Origin of the sequence: Sphingomonas faeni (assembly GCF_023195535.1) — a bacterium.
GTDB classification, from domain to species: Bacteria; Pseudomonadota; Alphaproteobacteria; order Sphingomonadales; family Sphingomonadaceae; genus Sphingomonas; species Sphingomonas faeni_B.
In genome coordinates this window covers 30,518-47,630 of record NZ_JALPNF010000007.1, presented here as the reverse complement: position 1 = coordinate 47,630, position 17,113 = coordinate 30,518, and the positions used below count along the sequence as shown (strand labels likewise).

Below are 17,113 nucleotides of genomic sequence, written 5' to 3'. Positions count from 1 at the left end.
CCGCGACCTGGGCCTAAGGGGTTCGCACTGTAGAGCGGGAAATAGCTTCATGAAATTGATGACCGGCAATTCGAACCTGCCCCTCGCGCAGGAGATCGCCGCCTATCTCGAGACACCGTTGACCGATGTCAGCGTGCGGCGGTTCGCTGACGAAGAGGTCTTCGTCGAGATCAACGAGAACGTCCGCGGCGAGGACGTGTTCGTGATCCAGTCGACCGGTTATCCGGCCAACGACAACCTCATGGAATTGCTGATCATGATCGACGCGCTGAAGCGGGCGTCGGCGCGTCGCATCACCGCGGTGATCCCGTACATGGGGTATGCGCGGCAGGACCGGAAGCCGGGGCCGCGTACGCCGATTTCGGCCAAGCTGGTCGCCAACCTGATTACGGTCGCGGGCGCGAACCGCGTGCTGTCGGTCGATTTGCATGCTGGCCAGATCCAGGGCTTCTTCGACATTCCGACCGACAATCTCTATGCGGCGCCGGTGATGTCGGCGGACATCCTCGCGCGCTTCAAGGGCAAGAACCTGATGGTCGTCTCGCCCGACGTCGGCGGCGTGGTGCGCGCGCGCGTCCTTGCCAAGCGGCTCGACAACGCGCCGCTCGCGATCGTCGACAAGCGCCGCGAGCGCGCGGGCGAGTCGGAAGTGATGAACATCATCGGCGAGGTCGAAGGCCGCTTCTGCATCCTGGTCGACGACATCGTCGATTCCGCGGGCACGCTGTGCAACGCCGCGGCGGCGCTGAAGGAAGCCGGTGCCGAGGACGTCGTGGCGTATGTAACGCACGGCGTGCTGTCGGGTGGTGCCGTGGCGCGAGTCGAGGGTTCGGAATTGCGTGAACTCGTCATTACCGATTCGATCGGCAACCACGATGTGATCAAGGGCGCTCACGGCAAAATTCGCCACCTCCAGATCGCGCCGTTGCTCGGCGAGGCGATCAAGCGGATCGCGGACGAGACTAGCGTGTCGAGTTTGTTCGACTGAAGACCGACGGAGGCGCGGCGACGGCCGCGCCGATGCTCGCAGCGACCGACACGGCGGGCGGTCGGCTCACGCCGGCTTTGCCGACGTCTAGCTGTTTTCCTGCGAACGCAGGAATCCACGGTAATCAAGGGCGGGGCTGAGTAACCCTGGCCTCCTGCGTTCGCAGAAGAACCGAGCTCGTGTCCTAGCGCTGCGACAGCGCCACGATATGCTCGAACACTGCAGGATGGAGCGGCTTGGCGAAGGCGCAGCCATATTTGAACTTGTCGCGCCAGGCGACCACGGCTTCTAGCGCGGCGAGGCCCGGCAAAGTCAGCCACACCACGGTGCCTGGCCACAGGGTGAAGCTTGTTTCCGCCCGGAACCCGGAAAGCGAAAGGTCGGTGACCTCGATCTCGAATCGGGTCTGGCCACGATCGCGCAGGTGTGCGCGCATCTTGACCGCCCGGCGAAGCGCCTGACGAAGCTCTTCGCCGGTCGAATCGGTGGGCTCGAGGGAAACGGGCTGTGTCATGGCACTGCGATACCCGAAAAAGGGTTACCATTGTGCAAACAGCCCAGCGAGCGGCAGACGTCGGCGTGGTGTAGAGGTCGATTGCGTACTGAATTTACGGCCTGCGACAGCCTCGAAAGTGGCTTATTGATAACGAGACGCAACTGCAAATGCCTTAAGGGTGGATTTGCTGGCCGCCCTGTGCTTTACGCCCAACCAATTCCCGAGTTTCCTAAAAATTGCGTGGAGCCTTCCCGATGAACATCCATGAATACCAGGCCAAGGAACTGCTGGCCAAGTTCGGCGTCCCCGTGCCTGCCGGTTTCGCGGCACTGACCGTCGAGGAGGCCGTCGAGGCGTCCAAGAAGCTTCCCGGACCGCTCTATGTCGTCAAGGCGCAGATCCACGCCGGCGGCCGCGGCAAGGGCAAGTTCGTCGAGCTCGGCCCCGATGCCAAGGGCGGCGTCCGCCTCGCCAAGACCGAGGACGAGGTTCGCGCAGCCGCGACCGACATGCTCGGCAACACGCTCGTCACCATCCAGACGGGTGATGCGGGCAAGCAGGTCAACCGCCTGTACGTCACCGACGGCGTCGACATCGACAAGGAATTCTACCTCGCGCTGACGCTCAACCGCACCACCGGCCGCGTGATGATGGTCGTCTCGACCGAAGGTGGCATGGACATCGAGGCGGTCGCGCACGACACGCCCGAGAAGATCCAGTCGATCGACATCGACCAGGCGACCGGCTTCATGCCGCACCACGGCCGCGCCGTTGCCGCCGCGCTGAAGCTGACCGGCGATCTCGCCAAGCAGGCGGCGAACACCGCGTCGAAGCTGTATGACGCGTTCATGGGCACCGATGCCGAGCAGATCGAGATCAACCCGCTCGCGGTCACCAACGACGGCAAGCTGATGGTGCTCGACGCGAAGGTCGCGTTCGACGGCAACGCGCTGTTCCGCCACAAGGACCTGCTCGAACTGCGCGACGAGACCGAGGAGGATCCCGCCGAGCTCGAGGCGTCGAAGTACGACCTCGCCTATATCAAGCTCGATGGCGACATCGGCTGCATGGTCAACGGCGCCGGCCTCGCGATGGCGACGATGGACATCATCAAGCTGAACGGCATGTTCCCGGCCAACTTCCTCGACGTCGGCGGCGGCGCCAACAAGGAGAAGGTGACGGCGGCGTTCAAGATCATCCTCGCGGATCCGAACGTGAAGGGCATCCTGGTCAACATCTTCGGTGGCATCATGAAGTGCGACATTATCGCCGACGGCATCGTCGCCGCGGCGAAGGAAGTGAACCTGTCGGTGCCGCTGGTCGTCCGTCTCGAGGGCACGAATGTCGAGAAGGGCAAGGAGATCCTGGCCAATTCGGGTCTCGCGATCGTTCCCGCGAACGACCTTGGCGATGCGGCCAAGAAGATCGTCGCTGAGGTGCAGAAGGTCGCGGCGTAACCGCTGTTGACTGCATACTGATTCTGCGAAACGGGGGCTCGGACGGAAACGTCCGGGCCTTTTTTCGTTTGACTTGATCGCCACCCCCTCGATCCTCCACCGCAAGGGGGAGGTGGCACCGAAGGTGACGGAGGGGGAGGATACGGAACAGACGTTTCGCTAGCCTCCCCCTCCGTCTGGCAAGGGCCAGCCACCTCCCCCTGGCGGGGGAGGATCCGTTGGAATTACGACTCGCCCGCCGGACACACCGCCGTGACGCTACGGCATGGTGATGTTTCCATACCGGACTTGCGAAAACGGCTCGAAACAGCCATCTGTCCCGGCAACGACCCCTGGGTAACAGGCGGGCGAGAACGAATGATTTCACCTTGGAAGGAACCCCGATGAAGGTGCTGGTGCCGGTCAAGCGCGTGCTTGACTACAACGTGAAGCCCCGCGTGAAGGCGGACGGAACGGGCGTCGATCTGGCGAACGTCAAGATGAGCATGAACCCATTCGACGAGATCGCCGTCGAGGAAGCGATCCGCCTCAAGGACAAGGGCGTGACGGAGATCGTCGTCGTCTCGATCGGCGAGCAGAAGAGCCAGGAAACGCTCCGTACCGCGCTCGCGATGGGCGCAGATCGCGCGATCCTCGTCGTCAGCGAGACGAAGGTCGAGCCGCTCGGCGTCGCCAAGATCCTCGCCAAGATCGTCGAGGAGGAGAAGCCCGACATGGTCATCCTCGGCAAGCAGGCGATCGACGACGACAACAACCAGACCGGGCAGATGCTCGCCGGCCTGCTGAACTGGGGCCAGGGCACGTTCGCGTCGAAGGTCGAGATCGCCGACGGCTCGGTCAACGTGACACGCGAAGTCGATGGCGGCGCTGAGACGGATACGCTGAAGCTGCCCGCGATCATCACCACCGATCTTCGCCTCAACGAGCCGCGTTACGCCTCGTTGCCGAACATCATGAAGGCGAAGTCGAAGCCGATGGCGCAGAAGACGCCGGCCGATTTCGGCGTCGACGTGACGCCGCGCCTGACCACGCTGAAGGTCGTCGAGCCCGCCAAGCGCTCGGCTGGAATCAAGGTCGCCGATGTCGACGCGCTGGTCGGCAAGCTCAAGGAAATGGGAGTCGCCAAGTGAAGACGCTCGTCTGGGTCGAACATGACGGTCAGGCCGTCAAGGATGCCACGCTTTCTGCCGTAACCGCGGCAAGCCAGCTCGGCGAAGTCCATCTGCTGATCGCTGGCCAGGGTGTCGATGGCGTCGCTGCCGAAGCCGCCAAGATCGCCGGCGTCGGCAAGGTGCACGTCGCGGACGACGTCGCGTTCGCGCACGCGCTCGCCGAGAACGTCGCGCCGCTGATCGTCGAACTGATGGCCACCCACGACGCGTTCGTTGCGCCGTCGACCACGCACGGCAAGAACATTGCGCCGCGCGTGGCGGCGTTGCTCGACGTCATGCAGATCAGCGACATCCTGTCGGTCGAGAGCGAGGACACTTTCACCCGTCCGATCTATGCCGGCAACGCGATCGCGACGGTCCAGTCGTCGGATGCGAAGAAAGTCATCACGGTCCGCGGTACGGCGTTTGCCAAGGCTGCGACTGAGGGTGGCTCGGGCGAGATCGAAGCGGTCGCCTCGACCGGCGACAAGGGTCTGTCGACCTTCGCCGGCTCGGAGATCGCCAAGAACGAGCGTCCAGAACTGACCAGCGCGAAGATCATCGTCTCGGGCGGCCGTGCGCTGGCTTCGAGCGAGCAGTTCCACGCGACGATCGATCCCTTGGCGGACAAGCTCGGCGCCGGCGTCGGCGCCTCGCGCGCCGCAGTCGACGCGGGCTACGCCCCGAACGACTATCAGGTCGGTCAGACGGGCAAGATCGTCGCACCGGAAGTGTATGTCGCGATCGGCATCTCGGGTGCGATCCAGCATCTCGCGGGGATGAAGGACTCGAAGGTCATCGTCGCGATCAACAAGGACGAGGACGCGCCGATCTTCCAGGTCGCGGACATCGGCCTGGTCGGCGATCTGTTCAAGATCGTGCCGGAACTGACGGAGAAGCTGTAAGCCCGAGCGAGGCGTGCAGCAGCACGCCGCTGCGAACCAGCGGAGCGCAGGTTCGCACGCGAAAGGCCGGCCGGCGGCGCTCCAGCGCCGACCGACGACGCGGGATTTACTCCCGCGGCGCGCGCCAGAAACGGGCGGTGTGACTTCGGTCGCACCGCCCGTTCTAGTGTCTGCCGAACGTCAGGTCTGCCGACGTCGGACCGATGCCCTTACAAACCGAGCGCTATCGTTACCAAAGTGAGCACCACCCCGGCGAAGGCCGGGGCCCAATTGAGAAACGGAGGTAACGACGGACGGTCCTTCTTTACATCGACCTTTCCACTTGGACCCCGGCCTGCGCCGGGGAGGTGCATCTGTCGAAGCAGGATAAGTACCGACTACGTCCGGATTACCGATGTCGTTGTCGCGCCTTCGCGCGGAGTTGCCGCACAATGCCCGCCTCCCCAATTACCCAGCATGTACGGCGTCCACCAGAACCTGCGCGACCGCCTGATATCCGCCGCTAGCGCCGCGGTACTCTGCGCCATCATCGGCTACGCGCTGATTCTAGGCCTTGGCGTCAGCCTCCCCACCGCGATCCCCGACGCCCTCAAGACTTTCGCCGTCGGCCCCACACCACCGCCACCGCCGCCCGAAAAGATTGTTCCCCGGCCCACGAAGAGCCACCGCCCGGAAGGCGCGGCGTCCCCCGCCAAGCTTCGCTCAAAGGCGACCGAACTCGTCGTCCCCAAACCGATCATCCCCCCGATCGTCCCGCCACCAACAGTCATCGCCGCGTTCAAACCCGGCCCCGGCATCGACGCCACCACTGGCGCTGCCCCCGTCCCCGGATCAGGCACGGGCGCGGGCGGCGAGGGCAATGGCACCGGTAGCGGCCGCTCCGGGGACGGCGACGGCGACGGTGGCGACGAAAGCCCGCCCCGCCTCCTCAAGGGTCGCTTCAAAAACAAGGACTTCCCCAATGCAGAGGCGGTGATCGGTGCGGGCGGGGTGGTCGGCGTCCGCTACACAGTCGAGACCGACGGCAGCGTCACCCACTGCAGTGTCACGCGCTCCAGCGGAAACGCGGTGCTCGATGCGACCACCTGCCGCCTGATCGAACTGCGCTTCCGCTATCGCCCCTGGCTCGACGCCGCCGGCCGACCGGTCCGCTCGACCGTCGTCCACAACCAGGAATGGGTGAACCAGTTCGATCCGCCGTCACGCAGTAACTGAAGTGGACCGCCCCAGCCGCCCGCCACTGAGCACCCGAGCGACGGTCGGCGAGACCGCCATCAGCCCCCGCCCCAGAACGGCCGTGACGCCGAGCACCAGCAACGGCTGCACCAGCAGATAGGCCGGATACAGCCCCGCCCCCAGCGCGCCGGTCGCGAGCCCGATCATCGGCCCGAACAGCCACAACAGCACGAGGTGATCGCAGAACGCGAGAAACCCATAGCGCTCCGCCGCCCGAAGCCGCTCAGTGACTCCACTTCCCGCCAGCGCCCAAGCGACGCGCCAGAACAGCACCGCCGAGGCCAGTCGAAACACGATGTCGAACGCCGCCATCATATGCGGATGCGCGTCGAAGAACGCGTTCCCCAACAGCGCGGTCCAGAGTCGCGGCGCGATCAGCGCTATGAACGGCAGCGCACATAGGACGACAGGCCACCCCGCCACCCGCTCCGCCATGCCAAATCGCCGCGCGGCGATCCCGGCGGTAAAGAACAGCAGGATCTGCGGCCGCAACAGCAGCGGGACATGCACCCCGGACACGCTCCAAACGACCACGATCACGGCGACCAGCGCCAGCCAGATGCTCGACGCGCGGACCAGGAGGGGGGCGAGTGCCATGCACACGAAAAGATCGCGTAAGAACGGCATCTGCACGTTGATGTCGTTGGCATGCACCAAAGGCACGAGTTCGTTCAGCGTCCAGCCGATGCTCGACGGCGTAGGGGCCTTCAGGTCGCCAAAGGTCGCCGCCGCCCCGACCAGCACAATCGCGATCGCGTTCCACAGCAGCATCGGCAGCAGGATCGTCCGCGCCTTGCCCAGCAGGAACGGGCCATAGCCCCGTCGCGTCGCGGTCGAGACGACCAGCCAGCCGGAGATCATCCCGAGCAGCGGCACCGCGCTACGCCCGAACATCTCGCCCAGCACGGTACGAAGAACCGCCTGCCAACTGAACGCGACCGCCGCGAGCTCTTCCGCGGTCCGTCCGGTCCAGGCATGGACATAGACGATTCCCATGATCCCGATCAGCCGCGCGATCGCGATCGCGGTGGAGAGGCGGCTGTCCGCCTTGCGCGCCGGTCCGGCCGTTCCCGTATCCAATTCCGCCCTCCGTCTGCGTCCGGCGAGCGCCTTAGCCGGCTTGTCGCGCGCAAACACCTCCTTCAGGATGGAGCGGACGCCACGGGGGACCAAGACATGATCGCCGCATTCCTGCTGCTGGCCGCGCAGGCGAGCCCGGACGCTGCGCTTTCACGACGCGTCGAGCGCGTGCTGGAGCGCAGCCCGGTGATCGACGGGCATAACGACCTCGCCTGGGAACTCCGCGAGTTGCACGACGCGAAGGTCGAGGCGGTCGATCTCTCGGTCGATACCGCACGGTTGCCGAACCCGCTGCAGACCGACATTCCCCGGTTACGGAAGGGTCATGTCGGCGGCCAGTTCTGGTCGGTCTACATCCCCGCCGATGCGCCGCGTGCGGTCGAGATGACGCTGGAGGAGATCGATATCGTCCGCCGCTTCGTCGCGGCGAACCCGGCGACGTTCGAACTCGCGACCACCGCCGCGGACATCCGACGGATCGAGAAGGCGAGACGGATCGTGTCGCTAATCGGCGTCGAGGGCGGGCACCAGATCGACGGGCGGCTCTCCGTGTTGCGCCAATATCGCGCGCTCGGCGTCGCCTATATGACGCTGACGCACGGCAAGAGCCTGAACTGGGCGGACAGCTCGACCGACGCACCCCGCGCCAACGGATTGAGCGAGTTCGGCCGGCAGGTGGTCGCCGAGATGAACCGCATCGGCATGATCGTCGACGTCTCCCACGTCTCGGACGCGACGATGGCCGCGGCTTTGGCGGCCACCAAGGCGCCGGTGATCGCCTCGCACTCGAGCGCGCGGGCGATCGCCGACGCGCCGCGCAACATTCCCGACGACCTGCTGCGGGCGATCGGTGCGAACGGGGGCGTGGTGATGGTCAACTTCTACCCGTCCTTCCTGTCGGCCGAGTGGCGGGCGTGGGACGTCGCGCGCTCGGCCTATGCGAAGAGCATCGGCGTTCCCGCGGGGGTGTACGGCGCCAAATCGCCTGCGCCGCTTGTGACGTGGGACGCCGCGCATCCCGAGCCGCAGGTTACCGCCGCGACGGTCGCCGATCATGTCGAGCATATCGCGAAGATCGCCGGTCACGATCATGTCGGGATCGGCGGCGATTTCGACGGGATCCAGGGGACCGGGCCGATCGGGCTGAAGGGCGTCGACGGCTATCCGCTGCTGTTCGCGGAACTGGCGCGGCGGGGGTGGAGCGATGGCGATCTGGCGAAGCTGTCCGGCGGCAATGTGTTGCGCGTCATGGAGCGGGTCGAGGCGGTCGCGAAGGGCATGGCGGGTATGCCGCCGGTCGACGCGACGGACGTGGCGTCGCGGTAGACGCCCGGGCTGCGTTCGTTTGCATTCGCTCAAGACCGACCCTGCCACCAGCCTCATCCCGTCACCCCAGCGAAAGCTGGGGTATCACTCCGTATCAGATGACGCGTGCCGCACCATGATATCCCAGCTTTCGCTGGGATGACGGGAATGGTCGGGATGACGGGAGGGGGGTGTCACGGATCCGGCATCCGCTGCGGCACCGACGGCTCCATCACCAGCGGCGGCACCGTGCGCAGCACAAGCCCGATCACCAACGCCGCCACACCCAGCAACAGGCAGAACGCGGTCACCCCCGGCCAACCGGCATGCGTCCACGCGAACCCGCCGGCCGATCCGAGCACGCTCGATCCCATATAATAGAAGAACAGATAGAACGCCGCCGCCTGTCCGCGCGAACCCTGCGCGCGCCGCCCGACCCAGGCGCTCGCGATCGAATGCGCGCCGAAAAAGCCGATCGTCACCACCGCGATCCCCGCGATCACCAGCACCAGCGGCGTCATCGCGGTCAGCGCAACACCGCCGATCAGCAGCACGACCGGGACCCAGAACACTTTCCGCCGCCCGAGCCGCCCGGCAAGCGTCCCGAACTTCGCCGAACTGACAGATCCCAGCACGTACAGCAGGAACACGCCGCCGACTGCCGCCTGGCTGAGAGCGTAAGGCGGGCTCATCAACCGGAAGCCCGCATAATTATAGATCGTGACGAACACGCCCATCAGCAGGAACGCCTCGAGATACAGCAGCGGCATCGCGCGATCGGTGAACAGCGATCCGGCACTCCGCAACAGCGCGCCCGGCCGTCCGACGCTCGGCGTGAAATTGCGTGAGGGTGGCGCGAGCCGGCGGAACGCCTCCGCCATCGCGAGGCCGGCGATACCGACCGCGGCAAGCGCCCAGCGCCAGCCTTCGAGATCGGCAACGACGCTCACGACCAGTCGCCCGGCCATCCCGCCAAGCGCAGAGCCCGCGATATACAGCCCCATCGCCGCGCCGACCGCACCCGCATCGACCTCCTCCGCGACATAGGCCATCGCCACCGCCGGCACGCCCGCGAGCGCGACGCCGGTCAGGAAGCGCAGCACGAGCAACCCGCTCCATCCCGGCACGACCGCCGCCGCCAGCGTCAGCGCGCCCGCCGCGAACATCGCCGCGACCATCAGCGGGCGCCGGCCGACGCGGTCCGAGACGAACCCGGCAAACAGGATGCCGATCGCCAAGGGCCCGGTTGCCAGCGACACCGCCAGCGACGCAGCCTCCGCTGTCAGCCGATATTGCGCGGCGAACAGCGGCAGCAACGGCTGCACCGAATAGAGCAGCGAAAAGGTCGAGAACCCCGCGAACAGCATCGCCAGCGTCAGCCGGCGATAGGCAGGGGTGCCGATCGCGATGGGGGTCGCAATCGGGGTACGAGTGACGGCCATCAACCGACTGAACGCTTGAAGTAATGGAACGGCAACCACGACGATACGAGTTGCCACCCATGCGCCGCCATCGCTTCGGTGTCCGGGCCGATCCCGACCATCCGGCGATACTCCCACGCGCGGTCGGTCTGGACGAAAGTCAGGCGGAGCATGCCAGTGCCGACCAGTTCGCGGCCCTTCGCGCCTTCCTCCGCCATGATCGCCATCTCATTGAAGGCGTTAGCCCCATGACGAACGATATGGTCCGTGTCATCGAGGTCGTCGGTACGGCCACCGCCGAAGCGCTGCTGCGCCGCCTGCTTGCTGATCCCGATCAGCGCACCGATCTCTGTCCAGCTCAGCCCGGCACGGCGACCGGCATCGATCCAACGGTGCAACGCCAGCCGTGCCTCGTCGGCGACGACATGCGCGGCTTCGATCATCGGTGGATATTCGTCGCGTGCCGCCCCTGCGAAAGGCCTACGCTCCTCCTGCCACGCGAGCGGAAGGCCGGCAACACGTTGGCGAAGATCAGTTTCGTTGGATGGTGTCACGACTCGCTCTCCGTCAATATCTTCTTGACGATGCGTCAATGTAATATTGATTGCGATTCGTCAAGATGTTGTTGACGATTTGCCGAACCCCTCAAGAAACACTGCTACGTTATGCCCCAGTGCGTCGACCGCGTAACCGCCCTCCATGACGATCGCCGTTGGCCAGCCGCGTGCCGCGATGTCGGCGGCCAGCACCGCATAGTCGGGCGTGGTCAGTTTGAAATGCGAGATCGGATCGCCCTCCCACGTGTCCGCGCCGAAGCTGACGACCAGCAGTCCGGGATCGAACGCGGCGATCGCATCGAGCGCAGTGCTTTGTGCCCCGCGAAATGCATCGATCCGCGTGCCGTGGGGGAGGGGGAGGTTCAGCGTGGTGCCGATCCCTTCGCCTTCGCCGGTCTCGTCGGCATGGCCCCAGTAGAACGGGTAGTCGGTCTTCGGATCGGCGTGGACCGAGGCGTAGAATACGTCGCCTCTCGCGTAGAAGATGTCCTGCGTACCGTTGCCGTGATGGTAGTCGATGTCGAGGATCGCGACGCGCGCGACACCGGCATCGCGCGCGGCCTGCGCGGCGATCGCGGCGGTGTTGAGGTGGCAATATCCACCGCAATAATCCGCGCCCGCGTGATGACCTGGCGGGCGGCAGAGCGCGAATGCCGTGCGGTCGCCGTCGAGCACGGCGTGCGTCGCGGCGAGTGCGGACTGTGCGCTGCCATAGGAGGCGGCCCAGGCCTGCGGCGTGATCGGCGTGGTCGCGTCGAAGCTGTGTGCGCCGATCAGCGCATCGACTCGGGTGAGGTCGAGCGGACGGCGCCCGCGGATCGGGAAGGTGTACGGGATCGCATCCCCCTCGCGTCCGGCTTCGCGCCACAGTCGCGCGGCGTCCTTCAGGAACGTGACGTACGGCGTGGGGTGGACGGCCAGGATCGGCGCCTCGCCGCGATCCTCCGGCGCCTCGACCGGACCGATCGCGCGCAGGATCGCGTCGATCCGCGCGGGCGTCTCCGCATAGGCGGTGAACGCGCCGTTGTGCAGTTCGCGCGCTGGCGCATGGCTCCGCTGGGCCTCGTCGAAAAACAGCCGCATTGTCGCTCCTTGCTGCGCGGTCACGAGGGAAGAACCGACCGATCGCCTTGCGGGTCCTACCGGGTCGCGCGCGTTCGGCAAATTCGAAGGCTCAGAACAGCGGCAGTTGCCGATCGTCGTCGCCTTCCAGCAGCCAGCGCCCGATCACGTCGTGGCGCGTCCGGCCGACATGGCTGTGGACCAGCACGAACGCATCCGCGGTCCAGCCGATCGGCGCGATAGCTTGCGTGAACGGCGCGCCCTCGCGGTAGCCGAGCGTCATGTGCGGACTGAACCGATAGCCTTCGCGGGCGCGCAACCCTGCTGCCTCACGTGCCACTGCGATCCGCTGATGCAACGCGGCGAGCGAGGCATTCTTGAGGCGCGGACGCAGCGCGATGGATCGCTCGCTGCCGACGACGGTATCGAACTGGAGCGCGAAGGGCGCCGCTTCGACCGCATCGCCGATCGCCTTCAGGTCGCGTTCCAACGCTGTCGACACTCGGTCTTGGTCGTCGAGGATCTCGATCATGACGTGGAGATGCTCGGGGCGGAGTTTGTCCCCGTCGGTCTCGAACCACGACGCTGCGGCGGTAATCTGGCGCGCGAGCGGAAGCGGCGGGCGGATCGCGAAGAACAGGCGGTGACGGGCGATCGGTCGATGGAACATGCCGGTTTCCGAATCGAGGGAGGCGGACGTGTTGCTAATATGTTCTTCCGGATTCGTCCAGTTGGCGCGCGAGGTCTGAGGGCCCAGCCACCACCACCCCGGCGAAGGCCGGGGCCAAATTAGAAAGGTCAAAGTAACGAAGCGTGAAGGCTCCTTAACAGCGTATCCCAATTGGGCCCCGGCCTCCGCCGGGGTGGATAACTCTTTCAGGGCGCGGCCTTACCGCGCCAACGCCTCGGCAATCAGTTTCCGCGAGTTCTCCACCCCGTACAGCGCGATGAAGCTCCCCATCCGCGGGCCCTGTTCGGACCCCAGCAACGTCTCGTACAACGCCTTGAACCAGTCGCGCAGGTTCTCGAACCCGCCGGTCTTGCCGATCTCATAGACGATGTTCTGGATATCCTCCGCACTCGCCTCGGCCGGCAACGCAACAAGCTCTGCATCCAGCCGCTCCAGCGCCGCGACCTCGACACCCTCGGGCGCGCGCCGCTTCAGCGTCGGCGCGACGAAATCGCGGCTATAGGCCAGCGCATAGCCGATCAGCCGGTCGAGCTCGGGATACTTCTCCGCCGACGCATCGGGCACGTAGTTCGCCAGATACCCCCAGACCTGCTCCTTGCTCGCATCGCCCATCACCCCGACGAGGTTGAGGAGCAGCCCGAAGGTCACCGGCAGCTCGCCCGTCGGCAGTTTGCCGTCGTGGATGTGGTGCACCGGATTACCGAGCTTCTGCTTCAGGTCCTGGCCGGCATAATTGCCGCGGAACTGCCAGTATTCGTCGACCGCGCGCGGGATCACACCCATGTGCAGCGACTTCGCCTTCTTGGGCTCGCGATAGGCGTAGAAGGCCAGCGACTCTTCGGGGCCATAGGTCAGCCACTGTTCGAGGCTCAGCCCATTGCCTCTCGACTTCGAGATCTTCTCGCCATTCTCGTCGAGGAACATCTCGTAGTTGAAGCCCTCGGGCGGGCGCCCGCCGAGCACGCGCGCGATCTTCGACGACTGCGTCACCGAATCGATCAGGTCCTTGCCGGCCATCTCGTAATCGACGCCGAGCGCGACCCAGCGCATTGCCCAGTCGACCTTCCACTGGAGCTTGGCCTTGCCGCCCAGAACGGACTGCGTGATCTGCTGGCCCTCGTCTTCGAACGCGATCAGCCCAGCCTCGGCGTCGATCACCTCGATCGGCACCTGCAGCACGATGCCGCTGGTCGGCGAGATCGGCAGCACCGGCGAATAGGTCGCGCGGCGCTCGGCCCGCAGCGTCGGCAGCATCACGTCCTGGATGCCCTGGAAGTGACGGAGCACACCCTTCAGCGCTTCGTCGAAACGCCCGGACGTGTAGTATTTGGTCGACGATGCGAACTCGTAGTCGAAGCCGTAGCGATCGAGGAATTCGCGCAGGATCGCGTTGTTGTGCGCGGCAAAGCTGGAGTGCGTGCCGAACGGATCGGGGATCTGCGTCAGCGGCTTGCCGAGATGCTCGCGCAGCATGTCGCCGTTCGGCACGTTGTCCGGCACTTTGCGCAGACCGTCCATGTCGTCCGAAAACGCGATCAGCCGCGTCGGCGTGTCGGAGAGCGCGTGGAAGGCGTTGCGCACCATCGTCGTGCGAAGAACCTCGTTGAACGTGCCGATATGCGGCAGGCCCGACGGCCCATAGCCCGTCTCGAACAGCACCGGATCGCCCGACTTGCCGTTCGGATAGCGCTTCAGGAGTTTGCGCGCCTCCTCGTACGGCCAGGCTTTGGACTCGAGGGCGGCGGTGCGGAGGTCTTCGGTCATGCTGGCGGCGATAGCGTGTGGTGGAGGAAGCGCACAACCCTCCCGTTTTCTGCTTACCTGCTTACCTGCTTACCTGCTTACCTGCTTACCTGTTCACCCGTCGTCCCGCCATCCGCCGCTGCGCTATTCGCGCGCCCCCACCCGTCATCCCAGCGAACGCTGGGATCTTCATGGGGCGGGTGCCGCGGTCTCCACGGGGATATCCCAGCTTCCGCTGGGATGACGGGATAGGTCGCGGGAGAACAAGCAGCAAAAGGTTGCCCTTTCGTTCCTCTTCGCACAAGGTCGCGCGGTGCTCCCCTATCCCGCCCTCCACGCCAGCCACGCCGGCATCTGGATCGCGAATGCGGACGGTGCGCGTCCGATCGGGCGGGGCGAGGCGATCCGGATCGCTGCGGATACGCCCGTCATCATGCTCAACGCCCCACTGGTCGGCCAGCGGCTGGGGTATCCCGATCTGTCGGGGCTCGATTTGCTCGAACTCTATGCGTTTCTCCGCCCGGCACAGTTCGCGGTGCCGACTCCGAAGGGGATCGCGCGGGTTACCGGGCTCGACGTGCCGACCGAGGACGCGGAGGTCGCGCCGTTCCTTCTGCGCGCTGCCGACGCGATGCTGGCGCTCACCGACGCCGATTGGCCCGAGCGTGAGGGCGCGTGGACCGCGGCGCAATCGTTGTTCCGCCTGCGCTGGCCCTGGGCGCCGGTCGTTGCCGAGCGGCTGAAGAAACCGGCGGTCAACGAACGCTGGCTGTTCTCGTCGCTGCCCGAATGGGAGGAGCACGCGCCGCGACCCGCCCCGCGGACCGTCACGATCGAGCCGGGCGACGCCGAAGCGCGTCTGGTCGACCTTACCGGCCACGGTGCCGAGGAACGCCCCGGCCAGCGCGCCTATGCCGGCGCCGCAACCGCGGCCTTCGCCCCGCGCGCGATGCGCGACACGCCCAATCTAGTCCTCGCCGAAGCCGGCACCGGGATCGGCAAGACGTTGGGTTACCTCGCGCCCGCGTCGCTGTGGGCGGAGAAGGCCGGCGGCGCGGTGTGGATCTCGACCTATACCAAGACGCTGCAACGCCAGTTGGGGCAGGAAACCGCGCGGCTCTATCCCGACGCCGCGATCCGGAAGGCGAAGGTCGTCACGCGGAAGGGGCGCGAGAATTACCTCTGCCTGTTGAATCTGGAGGACGCGCTGCAGGGCGGGTTCGCGGGCCGCGCGGCGATCCTCGCGCACCTCGTCGCACGCTGGGCCGCCTATAGCGCGGACGGCGACATGGTCGGTGGCGACCTGCCCGGCTGGCTGCCGACGCTGTTCCGCCGCAACGGCTCGACCGCGCTCACCGACCGGCGCGGCGAATGCGTGTACGCCGGCTGCCCGCACTACCGGAAATGCTTCATCGAGCGCGCCGCCCGCGCCTCGTCGGACGCCGACATCGTCATCGCCAACCACGCGCTCGTAATGGTCAACGCGGCTAGAGGCCGCGAACTCGCCACGCGACCGACGCGCTACGTGTTCGACGAGGGGCACCATATCTTCGACGCGGCCGATTCGATGTTCGCGACCGCGCTGACCGGCGCCGAGACGATCGAACTGCGCCGCTGGATCCTCGGCCCCGAGTCGAGTGGTCGCGGCCGCCGGCGGGGGCTCGCCGCACGCCTGTCCGATCTCGCCAGCTACGACGAACAGGGCGCGCGGGCGATCTCCGACGCGGTGACCGCGGCGGGCGCTCTGGCGTCGGACGGCTGGCTGCAACGCCTCGGCGAAGGCGCGCCGTTCGGGCCGATCGAGACGCTCCTGGCCGCCGTCCGCGGGCTCACCTACGCGCGGGCCGAGCAACCGGGCGACGCGGGCTATGGGCTGGAGACCGAACTCGCCGAACCCGACGCGACGCTGATCGAGGCCGCCGCGCCCGCCGCCGCGGCACTCGACGCACTCGTCCGTCCGCTCGTGACGCTCGGCCGCCGTCTTGAGGCCGTGCTCGCCGAAGCGCCCGACTGGATGGACGCGCCTGCCCGAGCCCGGGTCGAGGGCGCGATCGCCTCGATCGGCTGGCGCGCCGAGACGGTGGCGTCGTGGCTCTCCTTGCTCGCGCGCGTCGGCGGACCGGTCGATGGCGATTTCGTCGACTGGCTGGCCGTCGACCGCATCGAGGGCCGCGAGTTCGACATCGGGTTGCACCGCCACTGGCTCGACCCGACCCGGCCGTTCGCCGAGATCGTCCTCAAGCCCGCGCACGGTGCGCTCGTCACGTCGGCGACGCTCACCGGCGGCGGCGATTGGGAGGTGGCCGAAGCGCGCACCGGTGCGCCGCATCTCCTGCGACCCGCTGCGCGGTTCGAGGCGAAGAGCCCGTTCGATTATACGCGCCAGGCTGAAGTCCTGATCGTCACCGACGTGAAGCGCGGCGATATCGGCGCGCTCGCCAATGCGTATGCGCAGTTGATCGTCGCCAGCCGCGGCGGCACGCTCGGGCTGTTCACCGCGATCCGGCGGTTGCGCGGCGTGCATGGCCGCATCGCCGATCGACTTGCGCGCGAAGGCCTGCCGCTCCACGCGCAGCACGTCGATCCGATCGACACCGGCACCTTGGTCGACATCTTTCGCGACGATCCCGGCGCGTCGCTGCTCGGCACCGATGCGCTGCGCGACGGCGTCGACGTGCCCGGCGAATCGCTGCGGCTGGTGGTTATGGAGGGCGTGCCGTGGGCGAAACCCTCCGTCCTGCATGCCGCGCGCAGGCTCGCGGGCGGCGGCTCGGCCTATGACGATCGTCTCGTCCGCGCGCGTCTCGCACAGGCGTTCGGCCGGCTGATCCGTCGCGCGGACGATTCCGGCGTGTTCGTGATGCTGTCCGCCGCGATGCCGTCGCGACTGCTCAGCGCGTTCCCGCCGGGGGTGCCGATCGCCCGCGTCACGCTCGAAGAAGCGGTGGCCCGAGTGGCAAGCCGGCTTTCCTCGCGAGCGCCGGTAGGGCATGAAAGCCGCGAACCGGCTTGAGGATTGCC

The 17,113-nt window shown here is 66.6% G+C and carries 14 protein-coding genes; 7 read left to right on the top strand and 7 right to left on the bottom strand.

Annotated features, from left to right (window positions below; genetic code table 11):
• Positions 1-49: 49 nt before the first annotated feature.
• Positions 50-988 carry a ribose-phosphate pyrophosphokinase gene (locus tag SPHN_RS13505; protein ID WP_056053689.1) on the top strand — a complete coding sequence of 313 codons (939 nt, stop codon included), beginning with the start codon at positions 50-52 and terminating at the stop codon, positions 986-988.
• 184 nt (positions 989-1,172) lie between these two features.
• Here SPHN_RS13505 and SPHN_RS13500 read toward each other — a convergent pair whose 3' ends face one another.
• Positions 1,173-1,502 carry a PilZ domain-containing protein gene (locus SPHN_RS13500; RefSeq protein WP_128454820.1) on the bottom strand — a complete coding sequence of 110 codons (330 nt, stop codon included), beginning with the start codon at positions 1,500-1,502 and terminating at the stop codon, positions 1,173-1,175.
• A 236-nt stretch (positions 1,503-1,738) separates the two neighbouring features.
• On the opposite strand from SPHN_RS13500, the gene sucC reads away from it, so the two are divergent.
• The 4 genes from sucC (at position 1,739) to SPHN_RS13480 (ending at position 6,212) form a co-directional block, all read left to right on the top strand.
• Positions 1,739-2,941 carry an ADP-forming succinate--CoA ligase subunit beta gene (gene sucC, locus SPHN_RS13495; RefSeq protein WP_056053980.1) on the top strand — a complete coding sequence of 401 codons (1,203 nt, stop codon included), beginning with the start codon at positions 1,739-1,741 and terminating at the stop codon, positions 2,939-2,941.
• 383 nt (positions 2,942-3,324) lie between these two features.
• Entirely contained in the window at positions 3,325-4,071 is a 747-nt protein-coding gene (locus tag SPHN_RS13490) for an electron transfer flavoprotein subunit beta/FixA family protein (RefSeq protein WP_056419080.1), read from the top strand.
• A complete protein-coding gene (locus SPHN_RS13485; protein WP_248524122.1) occupies positions 4,068-4,997 on the top strand; it encodes an electron transfer flavoprotein subunit alpha/FixB family protein in 930 nt (309 codons plus the stop codon). Before SPHN_RS13490 ends, SPHN_RS13485 begins: the two co-directional genes overlap by 4 nt.
• Positions 4,998-5,453: 456 nt before the next feature.
• The gene (locus SPHN_RS13480; protein WP_248524120.1) at positions 5,454-6,212 is read left to right on the top strand and encodes an energy transducer TonB; all 759 of its coding nucleotides are present in this window, start codon (positions 5,454-5,456) and stop codon (positions 6,210-6,212) included.
• Here the strand turns inward: SPHN_RS13480 and SPHN_RS13475 are convergent.
• A complete protein-coding gene (locus SPHN_RS13475) occupies positions 6,198-7,313 on the bottom strand; it encodes an acyltransferase family protein (RefSeq protein WP_248524118.1) in 1,116 nt (371 codons plus the stop codon). The two genes, SPHN_RS13480 and SPHN_RS13475, sit on opposite strands and share 15 nt — an antisense overlap.
• 96 nt (positions 7,314-7,409) lie before the next feature.
• On the opposite strand from SPHN_RS13475, the gene SPHN_RS13470 reads away from it, so the two are divergent.
• Positions 7,410-8,639, top strand: a complete 1,230-nt coding sequence (locus SPHN_RS13470) for a dipeptidase (RefSeq protein ID WP_248524117.1) — start codon at positions 7,410-7,412, stop codon at positions 8,637-8,639.
• Between the two features lie 173 nt (positions 8,640-8,812).
• Here SPHN_RS13470 and SPHN_RS13465 read toward each other — a convergent pair whose 3' ends face one another.
• The 5 genes from SPHN_RS13465 to SPHN_RS13445 all read right to left on the bottom strand — a co-directional run bounded on the left by SPHN_RS13465 (position 8,813) and on the right by SPHN_RS13445 (position 14,113).
• On the bottom strand, positions 8,813-10,060 hold the full coding sequence (locus SPHN_RS13465) for an MFS transporter (protein ID WP_248524115.1): 1,248 nt from the start codon (positions 10,058-10,060) through the stop codon (positions 8,813-8,815).
• On the bottom strand, positions 10,060-10,482 hold the full coding sequence (locus SPHN_RS13460; RefSeq protein ID WP_248524113.1) for a DUF2812 domain-containing protein: 423 nt from the start codon (positions 10,480-10,482) through the stop codon (positions 10,060-10,062). Before SPHN_RS13460 ends, SPHN_RS13465 begins: the two co-directional genes overlap by 1 nt.
• A 171-nt stretch (positions 10,483-10,653) precedes the next feature.
• The gene (locus SPHN_RS13455) at positions 10,654-11,679 is read right to left on the bottom strand and encodes a histone deacetylase family protein (protein ID WP_248524111.1); all 1,026 of its coding nucleotides are present in this window, start codon (positions 11,677-11,679) and stop codon (positions 10,654-10,656) included.
• A gap of 91 nt (positions 11,680-11,770) precedes the next feature.
• Positions 11,771-12,328, bottom strand: a complete 558-nt coding sequence (locus tag SPHN_RS13450; RefSeq protein ID WP_248524110.1) for a 2'-5' RNA ligase family protein — start codon at positions 12,326-12,328, stop codon at positions 11,771-11,773.
• Between the two features lie 219 nt (positions 12,329-12,547).
• Entirely contained in the window at positions 12,548-14,113 is a 1,566-nt protein-coding gene (locus SPHN_RS13445; RefSeq protein WP_248524108.1) for a lysine--tRNA ligase, read from the bottom strand.
• Between the two features lie 292 nt (positions 14,114-14,405).
• On the opposite strand from SPHN_RS13445, the gene SPHN_RS13440 reads away from it, so the two are divergent.
• Entirely contained in the window at positions 14,406-17,105 is a 2,700-nt protein-coding gene (locus SPHN_RS13440) for an ATP-dependent DNA helicase (protein ID WP_248524106.1), read from the top strand.
• Positions 17,106-17,113 lie beyond the last annotated feature (8 nt).